Source organism: Nocardioides sp. NPDC057577 (genome assembly GCF_042801335.1).
Lineage (GTDB): Bacteria > Actinomycetota > Actinomycetes > Propionibacteriales > Nocardioidaceae > Nocardioides.
In genome coordinates, this window is sequence record NZ_JBHVGB010000019.1 from 1 (window position 1) to 21,762 (window position 21,762).

The 21,762-nt window shown below is 67.5% G+C and carries 31 protein-coding genes; 2 read left to right on the plus strand and 29 right to left on the minus strand.

The window, feature by feature from the left end; genetic code table 11:
- Positions 1-248 precede the first annotated feature (248 nt).
- The 3 genes from ACFU7D_RS06215 to truA form a co-directional block, all read right to left on the minus strand.
- A complete protein-coding gene (locus ACFU7D_RS06215) occupies positions 249-629 on the minus strand; it encodes a hypothetical protein (protein WP_378864703.1) in 381 nt (126 codons plus the stop codon).
- A gap of 76 nt (positions 630-705) precedes the next feature.
- Positions 706-1,323 carry a class I SAM-dependent methyltransferase gene (locus tag ACFU7D_RS06220; RefSeq protein WP_378864706.1) on the minus strand — a complete coding sequence of 206 codons (618 nt, stop codon included), beginning with the start codon at positions 1,321-1,323 and terminating at the stop codon, positions 706-708.
- On the minus strand, positions 1,310-2,173 hold the full coding sequence (gene truA, locus ACFU7D_RS06225; RefSeq protein ID WP_378864709.1) for a tRNA pseudouridine(38-40) synthase TruA: 864 nt from the start codon (positions 2,171-2,173) through the stop codon (positions 1,310-1,312). Before truA ends, ACFU7D_RS06220 begins: the two co-directional genes overlap by 14 nt.
- A 44-nt stretch (positions 2,174-2,217) precedes the next feature.
- Here truA and ACFU7D_RS06230 point away from each other — a divergent pair, with 44 nt between their 5' ends.
- Together ACFU7D_RS06230 and ACFU7D_RS06235 are read left to right on the plus strand one after the other, a co-directional pair.
- Entirely contained in the window at positions 2,218-3,165 is a 948-nt protein-coding gene (locus tag ACFU7D_RS06230) for a ketopantoate reductase family protein (RefSeq protein ID WP_378864712.1), read from the plus strand.
- 58 nt (positions 3,166-3,223) lie between these two features.
- Entirely contained in the window at positions 3,224-3,892 is a 669-nt protein-coding gene (locus tag ACFU7D_RS06235; protein WP_378864715.1) for a hypothetical protein, read from the plus strand.
- A gap of 62 nt (positions 3,893-3,954) precedes the next feature.
- On the opposite strand, the gene rplQ is transcribed toward ACFU7D_RS06235, so the two are convergent.
- The 26 genes from rplQ to rplE form a co-directional block, all read right to left on the minus strand.
- Positions 3,955-4,476 carry a 50S ribosomal protein L17 gene (gene rplQ, locus ACFU7D_RS06240; protein WP_378864717.1) on the minus strand — a complete coding sequence of 174 codons (522 nt, stop codon included), beginning with the start codon at positions 4,474-4,476 and terminating at the stop codon, positions 3,955-3,957.
- A 73-nt stretch (positions 4,477-4,549) separates the two neighbouring features.
- The gene (locus ACFU7D_RS06245) at positions 4,550-5,566 is read right to left on the minus strand and encodes a DNA-directed RNA polymerase subunit alpha (RefSeq protein ID WP_008361061.1); all 1,017 of its coding nucleotides are present in this window, start codon (positions 5,564-5,566) and stop codon (positions 4,550-4,552) included.
- Positions 5,567-5,715: 149 nt separating this feature from the next.
- A complete protein-coding gene (gene rpsD / locus ACFU7D_RS06250; protein WP_357335413.1) occupies positions 5,716-6,324 on the minus strand; it encodes a 30S ribosomal protein S4 in 609 nt (202 codons plus the stop codon).
- Positions 6,325-6,358: 34 nt separating this feature from the next.
- Positions 6,359-6,760, minus strand: coding sequence for a 30S ribosomal protein S11 (gene rpsK, locus ACFU7D_RS06255; protein ID WP_091052417.1), 402 nt, complete (start codon positions 6,758-6,760; stop codon positions 6,359-6,361).
- A gap of 86 nt (positions 6,761-6,846) precedes the next feature.
- Complete coding sequence (gene rpsM / locus ACFU7D_RS06260) at positions 6,847-7,224, minus strand: 30S ribosomal protein S13 (protein WP_008361056.1); 378 nt, start codon at positions 7,222-7,224, stop codon at positions 6,847-6,849.
- A gap of 148 nt (positions 7,225-7,372) precedes the next feature.
- Positions 7,373-7,486: a 50S ribosomal protein L36 gene (gene rpmJ, locus ACFU7D_RS06265; RefSeq protein ID WP_008361054.1), complete on the minus strand. Its 114-nt coding sequence runs from the start codon at positions 7,484-7,486 to the stop codon at positions 7,373-7,375.
- A gap of 27 nt (positions 7,487-7,513) precedes the next feature.
- Positions 7,514-7,735, minus strand: coding sequence for a translation initiation factor IF-1 (gene infA, locus ACFU7D_RS06270; protein ID WP_011757309.1), 222 nt, complete (start codon positions 7,733-7,735; stop codon positions 7,514-7,516).
- Between the two features lie 313 nt (positions 7,736-8,048).
- A complete protein-coding gene (locus ACFU7D_RS06275; protein WP_378724867.1) occupies positions 8,049-9,302 on the minus strand; it encodes a styrene monooxygenase/indole monooxygenase family protein in 1,254 nt (417 codons plus the stop codon).
- A gap of 33 nt (positions 9,303-9,335) precedes the next feature.
- The gene (locus ACFU7D_RS06280) at positions 9,336-9,869 is read right to left on the minus strand and encodes an ATP/GTP-binding protein (RefSeq protein ID WP_378724886.1); all 534 of its coding nucleotides are present in this window, start codon (positions 9,867-9,869) and stop codon (positions 9,336-9,338) included.
- A 34-nt stretch (positions 9,870-9,903) separates the two neighbouring features.
- The gene (locus ACFU7D_RS06285; protein WP_378724865.1) at positions 9,904-10,248 is read right to left on the minus strand and encodes a DUF742 domain-containing protein; all 345 of its coding nucleotides are present in this window, start codon (positions 10,246-10,248) and stop codon (positions 9,904-9,906) included.
- Positions 10,245-10,694 carry a roadblock/LC7 domain-containing protein gene (locus ACFU7D_RS06290; RefSeq protein WP_091052410.1) on the minus strand — a complete coding sequence of 150 codons (450 nt, stop codon included), beginning with the start codon at positions 10,692-10,694 and terminating at the stop codon, positions 10,245-10,247. The genes ACFU7D_RS06285 and ACFU7D_RS06290 overlap by 4 nt, the downstream gene beginning before the upstream one ends.
- A gap of 29 nt (positions 10,695-10,723) precedes the next feature.
- Positions 10,724-12,013, minus strand: a complete 1,290-nt coding sequence (locus ACFU7D_RS06295) for an ATP-binding protein (protein ID WP_378864721.1) — start codon at positions 12,011-12,013, stop codon at positions 10,724-10,726.
- Between the two features lie 326 nt (positions 12,014-12,339).
- On the minus strand, positions 12,340-13,377 hold the full coding sequence (locus ACFU7D_RS06300; protein WP_378724860.1) for an LLM class flavin-dependent oxidoreductase: 1,038 nt from the start codon (positions 13,375-13,377) through the stop codon (positions 12,340-12,342).
- Positions 13,378-13,407: 30 nt separating this feature from the next.
- Positions 13,408-14,493 carry an enterochelin esterase domain-containing protein gene (locus ACFU7D_RS06305; protein WP_378864725.1) on the minus strand — a complete coding sequence of 362 codons (1,086 nt, stop codon included), beginning with the start codon at positions 14,491-14,493 and terminating at the stop codon, positions 13,408-13,410.
- Positions 14,494-14,771: 278 nt separating this feature from the next.
- On the minus strand, positions 14,772-15,386 hold the full coding sequence (locus tag ACFU7D_RS06310) for a 4'-phosphopantetheinyl transferase family protein (RefSeq protein ID WP_378864728.1): 615 nt from the start codon (positions 15,384-15,386) through the stop codon (positions 14,772-14,774).
- Positions 15,387-15,394: 8 nt separating this feature from the next.
- On the minus strand, positions 15,395-16,210 hold the full coding sequence (gene map, locus ACFU7D_RS06315) for a type I methionyl aminopeptidase (RefSeq protein ID WP_378724854.1): 816 nt from the start codon (positions 16,208-16,210) through the stop codon (positions 15,395-15,397).
- A gap of 27 nt (positions 16,211-16,237) precedes the next feature.
- Complete coding sequence (locus ACFU7D_RS06320; RefSeq protein ID WP_378864731.1) at positions 16,238-16,813, minus strand: adenylate kinase; 576 nt, start codon at positions 16,811-16,813, stop codon at positions 16,238-16,240.
- A complete protein-coding gene (secY, locus tag ACFU7D_RS06325) occupies positions 16,810-18,120 on the minus strand; it encodes a preprotein translocase subunit SecY (RefSeq protein WP_091052399.1) in 1,311 nt (436 codons plus the stop codon). The genes ACFU7D_RS06320 and secY overlap by 4 nt, the downstream gene beginning before the upstream one ends.
- A gap of 183 nt (positions 18,121-18,303) precedes the next feature.
- Positions 18,304-18,744 carry a 50S ribosomal protein L15 gene (rplO, locus tag ACFU7D_RS06330; RefSeq protein WP_091052397.1) on the minus strand — a complete coding sequence of 147 codons (441 nt, stop codon included), beginning with the start codon at positions 18,742-18,744 and terminating at the stop codon, positions 18,304-18,306.
- A gap of 1 nt (position 18,745) precedes the next feature.
- On the minus strand, positions 18,746-18,928 hold the full coding sequence (rpmD, locus tag ACFU7D_RS06335) for a 50S ribosomal protein L30 (protein WP_378724850.1): 183 nt from the start codon (positions 18,926-18,928) through the stop codon (positions 18,746-18,748).
- The gene (rpsE, locus tag ACFU7D_RS06340; protein ID WP_378724849.1) at positions 18,928-19,539 is read right to left on the minus strand and encodes a 30S ribosomal protein S5; all 612 of its coding nucleotides are present in this window, start codon (positions 19,537-19,539) and stop codon (positions 18,928-18,930) included. The genes rpmD and rpsE overlap by 1 nt, the downstream gene beginning before the upstream one ends.
- A 34-nt stretch (positions 19,540-19,573) precedes the next feature.
- Positions 19,574-19,957 (minus strand): 50S ribosomal protein L18, encoded by a 384-nt coding sequence (gene rplR, locus ACFU7D_RS06345; RefSeq protein WP_378677861.1) that lies wholly within the window; start codon positions 19,955-19,957, stop codon positions 19,574-19,576.
- Entirely contained in the window at positions 19,957-20,496 is a 540-nt protein-coding gene (gene rplF / locus ACFU7D_RS06350; RefSeq protein WP_378724847.1) for a 50S ribosomal protein L6, read from the minus strand. The genes rplR and rplF overlap by 1 nt, the downstream gene beginning before the upstream one ends.
- A gap of 22 nt (positions 20,497-20,518) precedes the next feature.
- Entirely contained in the window at positions 20,519-20,926 is a 408-nt protein-coding gene (gene rpsH / locus ACFU7D_RS06355; protein ID WP_378724845.1) for a 30S ribosomal protein S8, read from the minus strand.
- An 86-nt stretch (positions 20,927-21,012) separates the two neighbouring features.
- Positions 21,013-21,198, minus strand: coding sequence for a type Z 30S ribosomal protein S14 (locus tag ACFU7D_RS06360; protein ID WP_017932844.1), 186 nt, complete (start codon positions 21,196-21,198; stop codon positions 21,013-21,015).
- Position 21,199: 1 nt separating this feature from the next.
- A complete protein-coding gene (gene rplE, locus ACFU7D_RS06365; RefSeq protein ID WP_091052391.1) occupies positions 21,200-21,760 on the minus strand; it encodes a 50S ribosomal protein L5 in 561 nt (186 codons plus the stop codon).
- Positions 21,761-21,762: the final 2 nt, after the last annotated feature.

Sequence of the window (21,762 nt, forward strand, 5' to 3'; positions counted from 1 at the left end):
GCGGGGGCTCAGGTGGAGCGTCACCACGGATGACGTTGCCGTGCCAAGTCGGGTTCGGTCTGCTCACCCATCGAGCCTGGCCGAACAATGCGGAAGGTACATCCGCACGGATACCCAAGTGCGCTGACTCGAAGTCGCTTGGTCTGACCTGCGTGCGAACGAAGATTCGTTCGCCCCGGACAACGCCCCGTCCGCCGTCGCTGAGGGCGCTCGGCGATGCGGCCTAGGTTCCGGTCCCGCCCGAGCTCTCAGCCGTTCTGACGCTGAGGCGCCGGCTCCTCGGTGATCGCCACGGCGATCCATGGGGCCAGGATGTACGCCGGGATCGCCAGCAGCGGCAGGCTCGTCATCGGGGTCGCGATGATCACGAAGGCGATCCCGGTGCAGAACCGCCCCAGCCCGGCACGCCCGCTCAGATAAGCCCCGACCACCGGCCCGATCAGCCCCACGACGACCATCACCGCCACACTCGCCAGCCGCGACAGCTCGATCCCGGAGCTCGTGACGGCAAGGTAGACGGGCAGCACCGTCACCAGGCTCAGCAGCGCGGCGACGCCCCAGGCCTTGTAGGAGCGGGCCAAGCGCTCACGGTTCGTCAGGACGGGGGTCGTCATCGCGGGGTTGGTCATGGGCGGAGTCTCGCAGTGCACCCGTCGCGACCGGCCGCGAAACGCGCGAAACGGCGGAAACCCACACCTGGACAGGTCAGGAGCGGCGCGTCTCGAGGACGCGGAACCCCTTGGCGCTGCCGATGCGCTCGGTCGGAAAGCCCTGCTCTCCGAGCCAGCGCTGGAGGGAGTCGCCGCCAAGGTTCTTGCCGACGACCATGACGGCGCGACCGCCGGGGGCGAGCCGGGGAAGCCAGGTCAGGAGGAGCTCGTGGAGGGCCTGCTTGCCGATCCGGATCGGCGGGTTGCTCCAGATCTCGTCGTACGTCACTGCGGGGTCGACCTCGCCCGGCACGGCAGCGCGATAGCGGTCGCCGAGCCCGAGGGCGGCGGCGTTCTCGTTGGCCAGCAGGACGGCGCGCTCGTTGACGTCGACCCCGGTGACGTACGCCTCCGGCACCGCGAGACCCAGCGCGAGCCCGATCACGCCGTAGCCGCAGCCGAGGTCGAGGACGCGCGCGCCCGGCTTCAGAGCGGGCGGCTCGGTCTCCTTGAACAGCACCGAGGTGCCGATGTCCAGGCGCCCCTTGGCGAAGACGCCGGACCCCGAGACCAGCGAGAGGTCGAGGTCCCACACGGTCGTCGAGACGGGGATCCGTTCGAAGGGCACCGACGGGTCGGCGGAGAAGTAGTGCTCGTCGTCAGTCCCGGTCAACCTCGTGCGCCTCTCTGCGGTTCATGGTGCGTTCGTGCTGGGCCGCCAGCAGTTCGTCGGGCGGGTAGGCGACCTCTTCGAGGGTCAGCCCGTTGGCCGGCGCGATCGGGATCGACGAGGACCGCGAGCGCGAGGCCAGCGACTCCTTGGCCCAGGTGACGTCCTTGCGGCCCTCCCCGATCACCATCAGGCAGCCGACCAGCGAGCGCACCATCGAGTGGCAGAAGGCGTCGGCGAGGACGGTCGCCTCGATGATCCCGTCGGGGCGCCGTTCCCAGCTGAGCTGGCGCAGGTCGCGGATCGTGGTCGCGCCCTCGCGCGGCTTGCAGAAGGAGGCGAAGTCGTTGAGCCCGACGAGATCCGCAGAGGCGACGTTCATCAGCGACAGGTCGAGCGGCCGCGTCCGGTAGAGCACGTGCCCGCGCAGCAGCGGGTCGACGTACGCCGGGTCGTCCACGATCCGGTAGACATAGCGTCGCCACAACGCCGAGAACCGGGCGTTGAAGCCCACCGGCGCCTCGACGGCGGCCCGAACCCGCACGTCGGCGGGGAGGATCCCGTTCAGGCGGCGCACCAGCGCGGCCAGCGGCGACTGCTCGGAGCGTCCGCGCGAGGACTCGAGCACGTCGGCGTCGATGTCGAAGTGGGCCACCTGGCCGCGGGCGTGCACACCCGAGTCCGTCCGCCCGGCGACCGTCACCCACACCTGGGACCGCTCCCCCGTGCCCGGCACGCGCAGCGCGGTCGCGAGCGCTCCCTGGAGCTCCCCCTGGACCGTACGCAGCCCCGGCTGGGTCGCCCAGCCGTGGAACGTGGTGCCGTCGTAGGCGAGGTCGATCCTGATGCGCACGGCCCCATTCTCGCAGCGACCACGTCGTTTGCCAGACTCGGCGCATGCGCTATGTGATCTTCGGAGCAGGAGCGGTCGGCGGCGTCGTGGGCGGCCTGCTGCACCGGGCAGGGATCGAGGTCACCCTGGTGGCCCGCGGTGAGCACCTCCGCGCGATCCAGGACCTCGGCCTCAGCCTCGACACCCCCGACGGCGTGCTGACCCTCGACGTACCCGCCGTCGGCGACGCCGGTGAGGTCGTCTGGACCGAGGACACCGTCGTGCTCCTCAGCGTCAAGGGCCAGCAGACCGAGGCCGCGCTCGAGGACCTGGCGGCGTACGCCCCGCCGGGCACACCGGTCGTCTCCCTGCAGAACGGCGTCGCGAACGAGCCCCGGATCCTGCGGCGGTTCGCCCGGACGTACGCCATCCATGTCATCCTTCCCGCCACCTTCCTGACCCCGGGCGCCGTCGTCCAGGACTCCGGCAACAAGCCCGGCGTCCTGGACATCGGCCGCTACCCCACCGGCGTCGACGAAGTCACCACGGCGATCGCGAACGACCTGGTCAAGGCAGGGTTCCTGAGCGAGCCGCGCGCCGACATCATGGCCTGGAAGCACCGCAAGCTCCTCAACAACCTCGGCAACGGCGTCAACGCCGCGATCGCCCCCGGCTCCAGCGACGAGGAGATCTACGCCCGCTGCCTGGCCGAGGCGGAGACCGCCCTCGCCGCCGCCGGCATCGACGTCGTGACCGCCGACCAGGACCGGGCCCGGCGGGCCGGCCACATCACCGGCCGCGGCCATGCCAACAACAGCTCGACCTGGCAGAGCCTCACCCGCGGCACCGGCGTCGAGATCGACTACCTCTCCGGCGAGATCGTGCTGCTCGGTCGCCTCCACGGTGTCCCGACGCCCGCCAACGAGGCCATCCAGCGCGCGGTCCACGACATCGCCCGCACCGGCGCAGAACCCGGCTCTCTCGACGGCACCGCGTTCCTCACGGGCCTCTGACAGTCCCGCTCGGAATAGGGGTGGTCAGGTGCGCAGCGGCTCCGGCAGGCTGCCTGCCATGAGCTACGCCGCGCCTCCTCCCCCACCGCCCCCTTCGCCGTCGCCGCCGACCCACCTCACCGGCTCCGCCCCTCGATCGACCATGGGTGCCACCATCTTCGTGATCGTGGCGGTGCTGATCCTGCAGATCGCGATCGCCCTGATCGGCTTCCTCCTGACGTACTTCCTCGGAGGCACGATCGCGAGCATGTCCGTCTCCAACGTCGTAACCATCGTGCTCAACGCGCTGCTGTACGCCGTGGTCGCAGGTGGCGCCGCGTACATCGCTCGCACCCCGACGGGCCGGATCCTCGGCATCGTGCTGCCGATGCTCTCCTGGCTGTTGAGCACGGTGTTCTGGTACGGGTTCGTCCGGCTGCTGGACTTCTACAACCCGGCCGTCATCGGCTTCCTCTCGCCGATGTTCCTCATGCTGGTCCTGGCCGGCTGGGGATGTGCCGCCTGGACCGGCCGGCGGTGGCTGATCGGGCTGCCCATCACCTACGTGCTGCTCATCGTGGTGCAGGTTCCGCTGTCGCTCGTGCTGGCGCCCGCCATGTCGCTCGACAACATCGCCGCCGCGCAGCTGCTCTCGGCCCTCTCGACCGTCGCGACGACCGTGGTCATGGTCCTGGGCGGGGTCATCTGCTGGCTCTTGGCCCGCACCGAGCAGACCGCCGGGCAGTGACAGTCGGGAGATGACAGTGGCCCGTCACCCTCGCGGGTGACGGGCCACAGTTCAGAACCAGATCAGGCCTTGGCCTCGTCCTCGGTGGTCTCCGCAGCGGGAGCCTCCTCGGCAGCCTCGGTCTCGACGACCTCGGTCTCCTCGACCGGGGTCTCCTCGACCTTCTCCTCAACGGGGGCGGCAACCGGAGCCGCGGCAGCCGGAGCAGCCTTGGTCTTCGGCTCGTAGGCCTCGTTGACGAGCTCGATCACAGCCATCGGAGCGTTGTCGCCCTTGCGGGGACCGATCTTGGTGATCCGGGTGTAGCCACCCGGACGCTCCGAGAACTGCTCGGCGATCTCGGTGAAGAGGGTGTGCACGACCGACTTGTCGCGGATGGTCTTGAGGACCTCGCGACGGTTGTGCAGGTCACCCTTCTTGGCCTTGGTGATCAGCTTCTCCGCGACGGGGCGGAGGTGCCGAGCCTTGGCCTCGGTGGTGGTGATGCGGCCGTTCTCGAACAGCGCGGTGGCGAGGTTCGAGAGGATCAGCTTCTGGTGCGCGGGCGAACCGCCGAAACGGGCACCCTTCTTCGGGGTAGGCATCGTGCCTGCTCCTTCTCTCCGGCCGTATCAGGTACCGGGGTAGACGCCCCTCACGGGGCGGTTTGGTGGAAACTCAGTACTGCTCGTCCTCGACGAACGCGTCGTCGTCATCGTCGCCGTAGGCGGCGAGGGCGGCGGACGGGTCGAAGCCCGGAGCGCTGTCCTTGAGGGACAGGCCCATCTCGTGCAGCTTCAGCTTGACCTCGTCGATCGACTTGGCGCCGAAGTTGCGGATGTCGAGCAGGTCCTGCTCCGAGCGCGAGATGAGCTCACCCACGGTGTGGATGCCCTCACGCTTGAGGCAGTTGTAGGAGCGAACGGTCAGCTGCAGGTCCTCGACCGGGAGGGCGAGGTCAGCGGCGAGCTGCTCGTCGACCGGCGACGGGCCGATGTCGATGCCCTCGGCGTCGACGTTCAGCTCGCGGGCCAGACCGAAGAGCTCGACCAGGGTCTTACCGGCCGAGGCGATCGCGTCACGGGGAGCGATCGACGGCTTGGTCTCGACGTCGATGACGAGCTTGTCGAAGTCGGTACGCTGCTCGACACGAGTCGCCTCGACCTTGTAGCTGACCTTGAGGACCGGCGAGTAGATCGAGTCGACCGGGATGCGGCCGATCTCGTTCTCGGCGCCCTTGTTCTGGACGGCGGAGACATAGCCGCGGCCACGCTCGACCACGAGCTCGAGCTCGATCTTGCCCTTGTCGGACAGGGTCGCGATCTTCAGGTCGGGGTTGTGCACCTCGACACCGGCGGGCGGCGCGATGTCGGCAGCGGTGACGTCACCGGCGCCGGACTTGCGCAGGTACATGGTGACGGGCTCGTCGTGCTCGGAGGAGACGACCAGACCCTTGAGGTTGAGGATGATCTCGGTGACATCCTCCTTGACGCCCTCGATGGTCGAGAACTCGTGGAGAACGCCGTCGATCTTGATCGAGGTGACCGAAGCACCGGGGATCGAGGAGAGCAGGGTGCGCCGAAGAGAGTTGCCCAGCGTGTAACCGAAGCCCGGCTCGAGGGGCTCGATCACGAAGCGGGAGCGGAACTCCTCGACGGACTCTTCCGACAGGGTGGGGCGCTGTGCGATAAGCACTGATTTGTCCTTTCCGGGCCGACCGCTATTTGACGGACCCGAACTTCAAGGGGTGATGACGGAAGGCTGTGGGGCTGGCAAGGCCCCGGCGTACGACTTCGTATGAAGTTGAACGCCGGGGACTCGCCGTGGTTACTGCTGAGGGTTGATCAGAGCTTCGAGTAGTACTCGACGATCAGCTGCTCCTGGACCGGGACATCGATCTGCGCCCGGACCGGAAGCTGGTGGATCAGGATGCGCATGCGCGACGGCACGGCCTCGATCCACGCGGGGACGACGCGCTCGCCGTGGGTCTCGCGAGCCACGATGAACGGGGTCATCTCCAGGGACTTCTCGCGAACGTCGATGACGTCGTGAGCCGAGACCTGGAACGAAGGCACGTTGACCTTCTTGCCGTTGACCAGGAAGTGGCCGTGAACGACCAGCTGGCGGGCCTGGCGGCGGGTGCGGGCGAAGCCGGCACGGTAGACGACGTTGTCCAGGCGGCCCTCGAGGAGCACCAGGAGGTTGTCGCCGGTCTTGCCACCGCGACGGTGGGCCTCGGCGTAGTAGGAAGCGAACTGCTTCTCCATCACGCCGTAGGTGAAGCGAGCCTTCTGCTTCTCACGAAGCTGGAGGAGGTACTCGCTCTCCTTGATGCGGCCGCGGCCGTGCTGGCCGGGAGGGTAGGGGCGCTTCTCGAACGCCGCGTCGTTGCCGACAAGGTCGACACCGAGACGGCGCGACTTGCGGGTCATGGGTCCGGTGTAACGGGCCATTACTCTTCAGTCTCCTTCTATGTCTCGGTGGGGATCAAACGCGACGGCGCTTGGGCGGACGGCAACCGTTGTGCGGGGCCGGCGTGACGTCCTGGATGGTGCCGACCTCGAGGCCGATCGCACCCAGGGAACGGATCGCGGTCTCGCGGCCCGAGCCCGGGCCCTTGACGAAGACGTCGATCTTCTTCATGCCGTGGTCCATCGCGCGGCGGCCAGCGGCCTCGGCGGCCATCTGAGCGGCGAACGGGGTGGACTTACGCGAGCCCTTGAAACCGACGGTGCCGGCCGAGGCCCACGAGATCACCGCACCGGTCGGGTCGGTGATCGTGACGATCGTGTTGTTGAACGTGCTCTTGATGTGGGCCTCGCCCTGAGCGACGTTCTTCTTCTCCTTGCGACGAACCTTCGTCGCACCCTGTCGGGTCTTCGGAGGCATGCATTAACTCCTGTGTTGGCTGGTCTGTGAGATCGAGGCGAAAGCCGGATCAACGCTGCCCGGAAGAATCCGGTACAGGCGTCGGATCACTTGGCCTTCTTCTTGCCGGCGACGGTGCGCTTCGGGCCCTTGCGGGTACGCGCGTTGGTCTTGGTCCGCTGGCCGCGGACCGGAAGGCCCTGACGGTGGCGGCGACCCTGGTAGCTGCCGATCTCGATCTTGCGACGGATGTCAGCCTGGACCTCGCGACGGAGGTCACCCTCGGTCTGGATGCCCTGGGCTTCGATCTCGTCACGGAGCTTGACCAGCTCGTCCTCAGCCAGAGCGTGCACCCGGGTGTTCGGGTTGACGCCGGTGGCCTCGAGGAGCTTCTGCGAGGTGGTACGGCCGATGCCGTAGATGTAGGTGAGAGCGATCTCCACGCGCTTGTCGCGCGGAAGGTCAACACCTTGGAGGCGTGCCATGTCGTTCCTTCTCGTTCGTCAGAGGTGTCGTTCGGGTCGCGCCCCGGGGTGGCACCCTCGGGCTCCGGCCTCTGAACCGGAGGTGCTTCGGAGGCGTACGCCTCCTAGCGACTCGATGCGAATATTCAGTTGTGCGCGAGAAAGGGACTCAGCCCTGGCGCTGCTTGTGGCGCGGGTTCTCGCAGATCACCATGACGCGGCCGTGGCGACGGATCACCTTGCACTTGTCACAGATCTTCTTGACGCTCGGGTTGACCTTCATGTCAGCCCTTTCTTTGTCTAGACCGGCTTACTTGTACCGGTAGACGATCCGACCGCGGGTCAGGTCGTAGGGAGACAGCTCCACCACCACGCGGTCCTCGGGAAGGATCCGGATGTAGTGCTGTCGCATCTTGCCGCTGATGTGGGCGAGAACCTTGTGTCCGTTGCTCAGCTCCACACGGAACATGGCGTTGGGGAGGGCCTCCACTACGGTGCCCTCGATCTCGATCACGCCTTCTTTCTTCGGCATGCCCTCTGCAATCTGTTGGTCGGTCATCTACCGTTCAAACCACGGATCGGATGACCCGCGGGCGGTCCGGGAACCTCTCCGAGAACTCGGAGTGGACCTCGTGAAGCCATCTGCATGTCTCACCCGCGAGCGCACAGAAGCGCGCTGACCGGGCAGCCGCGAGGCACGACGAGACAGACCCACGTTGGACCGACTACCAAGCCTAGACCCCTAGAACAGCAATGCCCTAATCGTCAAGCTGCCACATCCGTAGAGCAATGCGATGAATACGGACGTGGCGGCTTGAACCTTCGGGTCGCTCGCTGACGCTCGCTCAGGCCCTGGCCGCCGCGTCGGCCTGAGCGACCTCCGCGACGTACGCGAGCGCCACCTCCGGGTCACCGAGGAACGGCCCGAGATCCTCGGGGTGCGGGAACAGCCGGGTAAACCGGTCCGCCACCGCCTGATGCTGGGTGGCCGCGCCGAGCACCTGCTGCACGTGGTCGGGCAGCGGGTTGAGCAGCGCGTCGGTCAGGCCGGTCGAGTGCTGGGCACGGGTCTCCCAGAAGGTCTCGAAGGTCGCCCGCATCCAGGCGGGGTCGAACGGCAGGTCGCCGCGATCGAGGATCGCCTGGGTGTAGATGCCGGCGCAGTGGGCGGCGTTGTTGGACCCCTGGCCCGCGATCGGGTCGTTGACCACGACGACGTCGCCCATGCCGAAGACGTACGCTCCGTCCCCGACCTCTGCGTACGGCTTGCGGATCATGCCGGTGAACGCGCCCGAGAGCGAAGCACGGGCGTCGGTGGGTTCGCAGTCGAGCATCAGCTCGCCCTCCCACGGCATGTGCTCGAGCATCACGTGCTGCAGCCGGCGCAGGTGCTCGTCGGGACGCGGACGGTCCCAGAAGCAGTCGAAGGGGCCGTCGGGGATCGCCTCGACGAACGCGACCCGGCTCGGCCCGGCCTGGGTCAGGGCGCTGATCACGAAAAGCTCCCCCACGCCGGGCGCGACGTTGATCCGCATGCTCCCGGCCGGGAAGTCGTCGGGCTCGACCATGCCGTGGAGGTAGATGGCCGAGAGCGCACGGCCGGGGGTGTCGTACTTGGACCGGACCGGGTCACGGTCGAACAGCTCGACGATCTCGCCCTTGCCGGCAGCGATCAGGGTCAGCTCGTACATCGAGGACAGGCCGGCGAGGTCGGAGGTCATCACCGGGTGATAGATGATCCGGCCGCCCCGGTCCTCGAACAGCTCGAGCCAGGCGGACATCTTCAGGCGCTGGTCGACGGACATGGCGTACGGCTCCCAGGGCCCGTCGAACTTGAGCGCGCGCACGCCGGGCTCCGGGCTGACCGAGATGCCGACCGCGGGGATGCGGGGCGCCTCGTCCTCCCAGAGGTTGAGGTCGTAGACGCGCTCGTAGGCAAGCGCAGGGTCGAACATGACCTGGGTCGACATCGGCCAGCCGTGGCGCAGCTCGTCGGGCGTACGCGCGGACATGACCGTCACCTCATAGCCCTCGGCCTGGAGGCTGAGAGCGAGCTGCATGCCCGCCTGTCCGGCGCCGACGATCAGGATCTTGCGCAATGAAACTCCTTCGGAGTGGGGACGCCTCCGGGCTCAGGCGCGTGTGGGGGTGTTTTTCATCGTGTGCGACAGGCAGGCGACCAACGTCTTGGCCGTCGACCTGCGGTCGCGGGCATCCACGGTCACCAGTGGCGTCCGCTCGTCGAGACAGAGCGCGTCGCGCACCTTCTCCAGCGAGTGGGTCAGCTGCCCGTCGAACAGGTTGACCGCCACGATGAACGGGACGTCGGTGTCGTTCTCGAAGTAGTTGACCGCCGGGAAGGACCCGTCGAGCCGGCGGGTGTCGACGAGGACGACGGCGCCGCTGGCGCCTCGGCACAGGTCGTCCCACATCGGCCAGAACCGGGGCTGGCCCGGGGTGCCGAACAGGTAGAGCAGCAGATCGGGCGCGAGGGTGACCCGCCCGAAGTCCATCGCGACAGTGGTGGTCGTCTTGGCGCTCGAGTCCGAGAGCGGGTCCACCGACTCACCGGCCTGCGTCATCCACGCCTCGGTGTTGACCGGCGGGATCTCCGAGACCGAGGCGACCAGGGTCGACTTCCCGACGCCGAAACCCCCGGCGACCACGATCTTGGCGGAGGTGACGGTCAGTGCCGGGCGGTCAGCCGAGCTCGGAAAGGCCATCGATAACTCTCTTCAACAGACGGTGGTCGAACGGGGAGTCGTAAGCCCCCTCGTTGATCTGCAGGTGCTCGGTCGAGGCCAGGTCCTCGAGCAGCACGCGCGTCACCCCGAGTGAGATCCCGCAATGCGCGGACAGCTCCGCGACCGACTGTGGACCGAGCCGTACGCGGTCGTAGAGCCGGCGCGACTCGGGCGTCAGCTTGGCGGCCGCGCGCGCGTCGAAGTGCGCCGCAGAGACCAGCGTGTGCACGTACAGCTGGTGGTTGGTCCTGGTGCGGCCGCCGGTGAGCACATAAGGACGTACCCACGGGTTTACACTCACGCGCGCTCCCCCGCCATCGAGCTGACCGTCATCTGGCGCAGCTCGTCGCGCATCTGGGGAGTGAGTACGTGGCCCACGGCGTCGACCATCTGGGCCATCTTGTGGGCGACGACGCCCAGGTTGGCTCCGGCGCCGACGAGGACGGCGAAGCCCGCGAGGTCACCGATGCCCATGAAGAGGAAGTGTCCGGTGTGGAACTTCAGCATCACCTGGTCACAGCCGGGCTCACCGACCTCGCGCGCGATGTTGTTGCCGAGACTGATCACTCCCGCCGTCATCGCGGCGAGCGGGTCGGCGACGTTGGCGGACATGCCGCCGGCACCGATCAGCGGGAGTCCGTCGGAGGAGACGATGAGCGCATGGGTCACACCCGGGGTGGAGCTGGCGAAGTTGTCGATCAGCCAGCTGAATTCCTTGGGGTCGCGGGGGACGACCGGGCTTTCCATTACGAAAGGGTTCCTTTCACTGCTGGGGCTTAGCTACCAAGGGAGAACGCGTCGAGATCGTCGGCGAAGGAGTGCCGGGCCGCCGACTGGTCCTCGGGCGAGGACTCATCCGGCTGCGGTCCAGCGGCTGCTTCGGGCACGGTCTGCTTGCTGCGCAGGCTGACCGGCTCCCGGCGCGGGAGCGCGCCTGACTCTACTGGGCTGCTCTGTTCAGCGGGCACGGAGGCCTCATTCGTCTCATCCGTCCCATCCGTCTCGCCAGGGAGCGGGATCGACGTCTTCATGGTGTCGGTGGCGAGATCCGGCGACGGCTGCTCGCTGGGCGCCGGCGCGAACTGGGCCGCCGGCTGCTGCAGAGGCTGTCGCAGCGCGGGCTGTTGCCCGGTCTGCGGCGCAGCCTGCTCGGTCGGCGGCATCGGCCGGCGCACCGGCTCGAGCGTGGACGGACGCAGCTCTCGCCGCACGGGCCGGGCGGCCGGCTGCGGCATGGACTCGGGTCCACGGCGCCGCCGCGGGGCGGGAGGCAGGACCGCGACGCTGCTCGCACTCGAGGTCCGCGGCAGCTCGGCCGGTTCGAGCGGGGTGACCGGCACCTCACACAGGAGCTGGGCGGGCACTGTCACCATCGCGATCATCCCGTTGCCGGGCGCGGGGCGGGTGGCGAGACGTACGTCGATGTCGTACCTGCGCGCGATCCGGTGCACCACCGGGAAGCCGGTGTGGCTCCCGGACTTGCTGACCAGCTCCACGATCGGGCCCGCGAGCAGCGCGTTGAGGCGACCCACCGACCGCTCCGGGATGCCAATGCCGGTGTCCTCGATGCGGAACAGCACGTCCCCGGCGTCGGCCAGGTGGACGTTGACGGTCACCGCACCCGGGGAGTACTTGGTCGCGTTGTCGAGCAGCGCGGCGATCAGGCAGGAGACGTCGTCGGCGGCGTAGCCGATGACGGCGAGCTCGCTCACCCGGCCGATCGTGACCTGGTTGTAGCGCTCGATGCCCGACAGCGCCATCCGGATGATGTCCAGCAGCGAGGTGTCGATGCCACCCATCTCATCCTCGGCGCGGCCGGCGAGGGTGCGCATGTCGCGGGTCGCGCGGCGCATGCGGGTGACGGCGTGGTCGACCTCGTAGAGCTGCTTCAAGCGATCGGGGTCGTCCTCGTCTGCCTCGAGCCCGTCGAGCGAGATGCGCATCTGCTCGGCCAGGCTGATCAGGTGGAGCCCGAACTGCTCCATGATCTCGGGCCAGGCCTCGTCCTCGTCCTCCTGGAGGGGAGGTGGTGTGGACGAGATCGGCGTGGACGAGGTCGGTGGCATGGCGGGGTTCGATGGCACCGGAGAGAAAGGCAGGGCCAGCCCCCCGGTCGGAGGGAACGAGCGAGCAAGACCCGGATCTGACTGCTCAGCGAGCGTCGCAGTCTGGGGCCCCCGGCGCTTCAACCAGCGCAGGCTCCAGCGTGTCATGAGGCGGCACTTTCAAATGTGGAGAAGGAAACAGAGCGTTGATCAGACTGGCACAACCGGCGCGCGAGCGCAGAGTTACGCGCCCAGAAGCAGACAGTGTCCTAGGTCCCTCGTCCCAAGTGGCTCAGGCGCGCCGTCCGCTCGCGACGAGGTGGCCCGATCCTACGCGGCCGCCCAACTCACCTGGCCAGCAGCCGCAGGGTCTCCTCACGGGCCGGCGCGGTGCGCGGGTCCGTCCCCTCGTACGCCGATCCGACCGGGTTCACCATGACCTCGTCCACGCCGTACTCCTCGGCCATCCCGGCCAGGCGAGCCTTCGCGTACGCGGCATCGCCGATGATCCAACGGCCGCGCATCGTCTCGACCAGCCCCTGGTGGGCCTCGGGGATCTCCGTCTTCTCGGCCTCGTCGATGCTGGGCTGCGCGGTCAGCGGCTGACCGGTGCGCAGCTTCAGCATCGTCAGCAGCTGCGGCAGGGCCCGGCGCTCGGCCTCCTCGGAGGTCTCGGCCACGCTCGCGTTCACGGTCAGGAACGTCTTGGGCTCGCTGAGGAGCTCGGAGGGCTGGAAGGTCGAGCGGTAGAGCTCGATCATCGCCTTGGTGTCGGTGCCGTTGCCCGCGAAGTGGTGGGCGAAGACATAGGGCAGGCCCTTCTCGGCAGCCAGGCGCGCGGAGTAGTCGGAGGAGCCGAGCAGCCAGAGCTCGGCGACGGACGCGGCCGACGGGGTCGCGTGCAGGACGTGCTGGCGGCCTCCGGCCATCAGCCCGACGCCTTCCGGCGCCATCATCGCGACGATGTTGTCGAGGTACTCCGGGAAGCGGTTGACCGCGTCCTCGCTCACGCCACCGGCGCCGTGACGCAGTGCCCAGGAGGTCACCGGGTCCGTCCCCGGCGCACGGCCGATGCCGAGGTCGATCCGTCCCGGGAACGCCGCCTCGAGCAGCGAGAACTGCTCAGCCACCACCAGCGGTGCATGGTTGGGCAGCATCACTCCCCCGGACCCGACCCGGATCCGCTCGGTCGCGCCGGCCACCAGTGAGATCAGCACCGGCGGGTTCGTCGACCCGACCGCCGGCATGTTGTGGTGCTCGGCGAGCCAGTAGCGCTCGAACCCGAGCTCGTCGGCCACCTTCGCCAACGACAGCGTCGCGGCCAGGGCATCTGCGGAGGACTGGTCCTTGCGGACCGGGACGAGGTCGAGAACGCTCAGCTTCACGTGAGGTCTCAACCCCGTCCGAGGGGTCGCTTATTCCGGTGGCAGCAGCGCGCGCAGGCCGTCGGCGACGGCCGAGCGCCACCAGGCGTAGTCGTGGCCACCGTTGTGCTCGGCGGAGGTGACGTCGACCCCGGCGGCACGGAGACGGTCGACGAGGTCGTGGTGGAGCTCGTCGAGGACCCACTCCTGGGTGCCGTGCGCCAGGTGCACACGGGTCTTCGCCTCCGCCGTGACCGCGTCCGCGAGGTCATCGAGCCACAGCGAGGCCGACTGGCTGGCAACACCGTGGATGTGCTCGGGATAGGTCAGTCCGGCACGCAGCGCGGTGACGCCGCCGAGGCTCTGGCCCACGACGTAGGTCTCCTCGGAGACCGCGCGACGCTCCCGCACCCACGGCAGCAGCTGGTTGACGATGTAGTCGGCACCCTCACCTCCGGCGAGCTCCTCCCACCGCTTGTCGCGGCCGCCGGAGGCGGGCAGGACGCAGCGTACGTGGCGGAGGTGGCCGTCGGCGATCAGGTTGTCGAGCGTGGTCGGCAGCGAGTGGTGGTCGGTCCAGATCTCACCGTCGAGGGCGACCACGAGCGGCAGGTCGACGTTGAGACCGGCACCGGCGGGGTCGTAGAGCCAGACGTCGCGACCGTCAGGACCCACTTCCAGCGTCACGGTGCCGGCGACGACGTCGTCGCGCCGGAACAGCCACGGCTGCAGCGGAGCATCCGGCAGCGAGACCACCGACTGCTTGGTGCCCTGCCGGTTGTGGCACCAGTCGGGGTTGAGCGGGTCGAGGTAGCCGCGGTGCAGCACGGCACGCAGCTCGACCTGGCCCTCGCTCTCCCACGGGGCCGGCTCACCGGAGTGCTTGCACAGGAAGGAGTACGACGCCCGCCAGTCGCCCTTCATCAGGAACGAGGCGTGCCACAGGTCGGTGCCGGCCTTCCGCTCGAGCATCGTCTCGGCGAGATGACGCTCGTCGGTCAGCCGGTTGGCGAAGAGGAGCACCTCTTCGGCTTCGTCATCGCGCCAGCAGAAGGTGACGATCACCTCGTCGTCCGCGGCGCCGGCGCCTGTCTCCTCGACAAGCGGGAGCGAGGTGGCGATCTGGTCCCAGAACATGTCGATGTCCTCAGGACTGAGGCGGTCGATGATCGCGCTTCGCGTCCGTGCTGATGGATTGGGTCGCACGGCCGTTGGTGGTCGCAACTGCGTACTCATCCGGTTCTTCCTCCCGAGCACGGGGCTCTCTCTGTCCCCGCGGGCTGACCAAGTTACTCACAGTCGGGGCCGCACGCGAGATGCCGAGGTCCCTTTCTCTGTCAACTGACAGGTGATGTCGCATATCCGCTAGTCAAAGCCTCGGATAGGCGGCAATCGCTCAGTTTCCTATCAGGTTCCTAGCAGTTTTCGGTCCGCATGTCGGCACAGATCGCGACCGCGCCGAGGAGTCCGGGGCCCTCCCACTGGGTGAGTCGGATCTCCCCGACCTGGTCCGCCGGGACCCCGCCGTCGAGGACGTCGAGGCGCTGCGCAGCCGCCATGCTCCCGTGGCCGGCCTTGACCAACGCCTCCTTGCGCACCCACAACCGCGTGAACGCGTACGCAGCGTCCTCCTGCCCCACGACCCAGGCCGCCTCGCGCGGCGAGAGCGCCCGATCGGGTCCGCGCGAGACCTTCTCCACGTCGATGCCGCAGCGCCGGCCGGCTGCGACCGCGGCGACCTGGCCGCGGGTGTGACTGAGGCTCACTCGGATCGCTGCCGCACCTGCCACCGACGGCGCGCCGTGCTCGGCACTGCCGCAACGAGCGCAGCGCTGCTCGATCACGATCTCCTTGCGCTCAGCGCCCACCAGCTCCGCGGCGCACTCGCGGACGAGGACGTGCGCGGCGGCGTACGCCTGCTTGTCGGCATCGGCGACCAGCCGTTCGTGACGCGCCCGCTCCGCGGCTGTGAGCAGCCCGAGATCGGCGTCGACCTCGGCCACTGCCGCGAAGCGCACGATCTCGGTCATGCCGCGGCTCAGTGACCGCCCCAGGGCACACCGAGCTTGCCGAGCATCTCCTCGCCACCGTCGAGCGCGGTGAGCACCCAGGCGCCGTCGGAGGTGAGCGCGAAGGTGTGCTCGAAGTGGGCCGCCCAGGAGCCGTCGTCGGTCACGACGGTCCAGTCGTCGTCCAGGGTGGTGACCTCGGGGCCACCGAGGGTGAGCATCGGCTCGACGGCGAGCGCGATGCCACGCTGCAGCTTGGGGCCCTTGCCGGGCTTGCCGTAGTTGAACACCGACGGCTCCATGTGCATCTCGGTGCCGATGCCGTGGCCGCTGAAGTCCTCGAGGATGCCGTAGTCGCCCTGGGAGTCGACGTAGGTCTCGATGGCGTGCGAGATGTCGGTGACCCGTCCGCCCAGGCGGGCAGCGGCGATGCCGTGCCACATGGACTCCTCGGTGACACGCATCAGCTCGGAGACCTCCTCGGACACCGAGCCCATGGCCACCGTGATCGCGGCATCGCCGTGCCAGCCCTCGACGATGGCGCCGCAGTCGATGGAGATGATGTCGCCGTCCTGGAGCACTCGGGAACCCGGGATGCCGTGGACCACCACTTCGTCGACCGAGGCACAGATCGAGCCCGGGAAGCCGTGGTAGCCCTTGAACGACGGGACGCCACCCCGGGACCGGATCGAGTCCTCGGCGATGGCGTCGAGCTCGGATGTGGTGACTCCGGGCCGCGCGGCGGCCCGGAGCACCTCGAGCGTCTCGCCGACCACGAGGCCGGCCCTACGCATCTTCTCGATCTGCTCAGGGGTCTTGATCTGGACCTTGTTCAAGAAGCCCACTGCTCCCCCGTTGCGTACATGTTCTGGTCAGGACTCCGGGACGATGTCGAGCTCGTCGAAGATCCGCTTGGTCACGTCCGCGACCTCACCCAGTCCATCGATCTCGTGGACCAGGCCACGACCCTTGTAGACCTCGATCAACGGCGCGGTCTCCTCGAGGTAGACCTCCTGGCGGCGACGGATCACCTCGGCGGTGTCGTCGGCGCGGCCCTCGAGCTGGGCGCGCTGCAGCAGTCGCTGCACGATCTCGTCCTTGTCGACCGTCAGCACGACCACGGCGTCGAGGGCGTGGCCGGTGAACTTGATCATCCCGTCGAGCTCCTCGACCTGGGCGAGCGTGCGCGGGTAACCGTCGAGAAGGAACCCCTGCGAGGCGTCGTCCTGGTCGATGCGGTTGCGCACCATCAGGTTCGTGACCGAGTCCGGGACGTACTCTCCCTTGTCCACGTAGGACTTCGCCTCGATGCCGAGGGGCGTGCCCTCGCTCATGTTGGCGCGGAAGATGTCACCGGTCGAGATCGCGGGGATCCCGAAGTGCTCGGCGATGAACTTCGCCTGGGTGCCCTTGCCGGCTCCCGGCGGGCCCATGATGATCAGTCTCATCGGAGGAACCCTTCATAGTTGCGCTGCTGGAGCTGGCTCTCGATCTGCTTCACCGTGTCGAGGGCGACGCCGACCATGATGAGGATCGAGGTGCCGCCGAACGGGAAGTTCTGGTTGGCGCCGATGAGGGCCAGCGCGATCAGCGGGATGAGCGCAACCAGACCGAGGTAGAGCGAGCCCGGCAGGGTGATACGGGACAGAACGTAGGACAGGTAGTCCTCAGTCGGCTTCCCGGCTCGAATACCTGGGATGAAGCCGCCGTACTTCTTCATGTTGTCGGCGACCTCCGGTGGGTTGAAGGTGATCGACACGTAGAAGTAGGTGAAGAAGATGATCAGCGCGAAGTACGTCGCCATGTAGACCGGGTGGTCGCCACGGACGAAGTAGTTGTTGATCCAGTCGACCCACGCCGGCGGGTTCTGCGCGTTCTGGTTGAACTGCGCCGCCATCGCCGGCAGGTAGAGCAGGGACGAGGCGAAGATGACCGGGATGACACCGGCCTGGTTCACCTTGAGCGGGATGTAGGTCGAGGAGCCGCCGAACATCTTGCGACCGACCATCCGGCGGGCGTACTGGACCGGGATCCGGCGCTGGGCCTGCTCGATGAAGATGACCGCCGCCATGATCGCCAGACCGATGACGATCACGATCGCGAAGGTCCACCAGCCCTTGTCGTTCTTGACCGCCCACATCGTGGCCGGGAAGGTGGCGACGACCTGGGTGAAGATCAGGATCGACATACCGTTACCGATGCCGCGCTCGGTGATGAGCTCGCCGAGCCACATGATGACCGCGGTGCCGGCGGTCATGGTGATGACCATGACCAGGAAGGTGGCGGTGCCGTCGTCGTGCAGCAGCGGCTGGGTGCAGCCCTGGAGCAGATCGCCGGAGCGGGCCAGCGCGACGATGCCGGTGGCCTGCAGGACCGCAAGGCCGAGGGTCAGGTAGCGGGTGTACTGGGTGATCTTCGTCTGCCCGGCCTGGCCCTCCTTCTTGAGGGCCTCGAGCCGCGGGATCACCACGACGAGAAGCTGCAGGATGATGCTCGCGGTGATGTACGGCATGATGCCGAGCGCGAAGATCGTCAACTGCAGCAGGGCGCCACCGGAGAAGAGATTGACCAGGTTGTAGAGGCCGGCGCTGTCACCGGTCTGAGCCGCGTCAAGACACTGCTGGACGTTCGCGACGTGAACGCCAGGAGCCGGGATCTGGGACCCAGCCCTGAAGATCACGACGATGAAGAGAACAAAGAGCAGCTTCTTGCGCAGGTCCGGGGTACGGAACGCTGATGCGAACGCGCCAAGCACGAATGGTTCCTCTTTCGACAATCAGGGGTCGCAGGGCCTGCGCCGATGCGAAAACCCGTGGCAGCCTAACAGCCCCCACGGCAGTTCTTGCACGTAGGGCTGAAACAGCGGGAGCGCGGTCGGGACCCCGAAGGGGCGACCCGGCCGCGCTCCCACGTGACAGGCTCTACGTTAGTAGAACTGTCAGAGAACCGTGACAGTTCCGCCAGCGGCCTCGATCTTCTCCTTGGCAGTGCCGGAGAAGGCGTTGGCGCTGATCTCGACCTTGACGGTCAGGTCACCCTGGCCCAGGACCTTGACCGGGTGGCCCTTGCGGACGGCACCCTTCTCGATCAGGGTCTCGGGGGTGACGACGCCACCCTCGGGGAAAAGCTCGTTGAGCTTGTCGAGGTTGACGACCTGGAACTCCACCTTGAAGGGGTTCTTGAAACCCTTCAGCTTGGGGAGTCGCATGTGCATCGGGGTCTGGCCACCCTCGAAGTAAGCGGGGACCTGGTAACGGGCCTTCGTGCCCTTGGTACCACGGCCGGCCGTCTTACCCTTGGACGCCTCACCACGACCCACACGGGTCTTGGCCTTCTTGGCACCGGGAGCCGGCGCCAGGTTGTGCACCTTGAGTGCCATATCAGTCGACCTCCTCGACCGTCACCAGGTGACGGACGGTCTGGACCATGCCGCGGATCTCCGGGCGGTCCTCCTTGACGACCACGTCGCCGATCCGCTTGAGACCGAGCGTACGCAGCGTGTCGCGCTGGTTCTGCTTCAGACCAACGCGGCCCTTCAGCTGCTTGACCTTGAGCTGCGCCATCAGGCCGACACCTCCGCGGCGGGAGCCGCGGCCTCGACCTGCGCCTTGAGCAGCGCGTCGGGGGCGACGTCCTCAACGGGGAGACCACGACGGGCGGCGACGGCCTCAGGCGTCTCGAGCATCCTGAGGGCCTCCACCGTCGCGTGGACGATGTTGATCTGGTTGGACGAACCGAGCGACTTGCTCAGCACGTCGTGGATGCCGGCGCACTCCAGGACGGCGCGCACCGGACCACCGGCGATGACACCGGTACCAGGGGCGGCCGGACGGAGAAGGACCACACCAGCGGCCTTCTCACCCTGCACCGGGTGCGGGATCGTGCCCTGGATGCGGGGAACGCGGAAGAAGTGCTTCTTCGCTTCCTCGACACCCTTGGCGATCGCCGCGGGAACTTCCTTCGCCTTACCGTAGCCGACGCCGACCAGACCTTCACCGTCACCGACGATCACAAGGGCGGTGAAGCTGAAGCGACGACCACCCTTCACGACCTTGGCAACTCGGTTGATCGCGACGACCTTCTCGATGTAGGCGGTCTTGTCGGCGCTCTGGTTACGACGGTCGTCGCGACCTCGGCGCTCGCCACCACGCTGTCCGCGCTGGGCTCCGCTCATCAGACTTTCCTCTTCTCTCGTTCGATCGTTGCGATCAGAAGGTCAGACCGGCCCCGCGCGCGCCATCAGCGAGCGCGGCGACACGGCCGTGGTACTTGTTGCCGGCACGGTCGAAGACGACAGTCTCCACACCAGCGGCCTTGGCACGCGACGCAACCAGCTCGCCGACCTGCTTGGCCTTGGCGGTCTTGTCACCGGAGGCCGACCGCAGGTCGCCCTCGATGGTCGAAGCCGAGGCAAGCGTCTTGCCGGCCAGGTCGTCGACGACCTGGGCGGTGATGTGCTTGGCCGAGCGGGTCACGACGAGGCGCGGGCGCTCCGGCGTACCCTCGATCTTCTTGCGACCGCGGGCCTGACGACGCAGGCGCGAGCGGACACGGGAAGCGGTGTGCTTGTTGTTCGACAGCGAGATGGCCATCACTTACCAGCCTTTCCGACCTTGCGGCGGATGTTCTCGCCGGCGTAACGAACGCCCTTGCCCTTGTAGGGCTCCGGCTTGCGCAGCTTGCGAATGTTGGCCGCAACCTCACCGACGAGCTGCTTGTCGATGCCGACGACACCGAGCTTGGTCGGACCGTCGGTGGTGAAGGTGATGCCCTCGGGCGCGTCGAAGACGATCGAGTGGGAGTAACCCAGCTGGAACTCCAGCTTGGTCGGGCCCTTCGACAGCACGCGGTAACCCACGCCGACGATCTCGAGCTTCTTCTCGTAGCCCTCGGTGACACCCAGGACCATGTTGTTGATCAGCGTGCGGGACAGGCCGTGGAGGGCCTTGTTGTCCCGGCTGTCGTCGGGGCGCTTGACGTCGAGGACGCCGTCACCCTTCTCGACGGTGATCGGGTCGACCACGGTGTGCGACAGGGTGCCCTTGGGGCCCTTGACGTTCACGACCTGGCCGTCGATGGTGACGTCCACGCCGGCCGGAACCGGGACGGGGAGCTTGCCAATACGCGACATTTCTTCTCTCTCCCTTCCCTGATTACCAGACGTAGGCGAGGACTTCCCCACCTACGCCCTTCTTGTTCGCCTGGCGGTCGGTCAGCAGACCCTGGCTCGTCGAGATGATCGCGACGCCGAGGCCGCCGAGCACCTTCGGGAGACCGGTGTGCTTCGCGTAGACACGCAGACCGGGCTTGCTGATGCGGCGGACACCGGCGAGCGAGCGCTCACGGTTGCGGCCGTACTTGAGGGTGATCGCCAGGGTCTTGCCGACCTGGCCCTCGGTGGGCTCCAGCACCTCGTACTTGCTGATGTAACCCTCCTGCTGGAGGATCTCAGCGACGCCCTGCTTCAGCTTGCTGTACGGCATCGAAACCGTATCGTGGAACGCCTGGTTGGCGTTGCGCAGACGAGTAAGCATGTCTGCGATCGGGTCAGTCATCGTCATTGGCCGAACGGCCCTTTCTCGTAGTGGTTTCCTCACGACACGGAGTCATGAGGACCTTCAACGTCAGTGGTTGGAACGGTGATCGCTCACCAGGAGGACTTGGTGACGCCGGGCAGCTCGCCGCGGTGGGCCATCTCGCGCAGGCAGATACGGCACAGGCCGAACTTGCGGAACACAGCCTTCGGGCGGCCGCAGCGCTGGCAGCGGGTGTAACCGCGGACCGCAAACTTCGGCTTGCGGGCGGCCTTCACCTTGAGAGCGGTCTTCGCCATCTCAGTTCTCCTTGAACGGGAAGCCGAGCGCCTTGAGCAGCGCGCGACCCTGGTCGTCGTTGGTGGCAGTCGTCACGAGGGTGATGTCCATGCCCCGCGAGCGGTCGATCTTGTCCTGGTTGATCTCGTGGAACATGACCTGCTCGGTGAGACCGAAGGTGTAGTTGCCGTTGCCGTCGAACTGCTTGCCGTTGAGACCACGGAAGTCCCTGATCCGGGGCAGAGCGAGCGAGAGCAGGCGGTCGAGGAACTCCCACATGCGGTCGCCGCGCAGCGTGACGTGCGCACCGATCGGCATGCCCTCACGCAGCTTGAACTGCGCGATGGACTTCTTCGCCTTGTTGATCAGCGGCTTCTGGCCGGTGATCGCGGTCAGGTCGTTGACAGCGCCCTCGATCAGCTTGGAGTCGCGAGCAGCCTCGCCCACACCCATGTTGACGACGATCTTGGTCAGACCGGGGATCTGCATGACATTCGGGATCTCGAACTCGGCCTGCAGGGCCGGGGCGATCTCCTCGCGGTACTTCGTCTTGAGGCGCGGGGCCACAGCGGTGTCGGTCATGA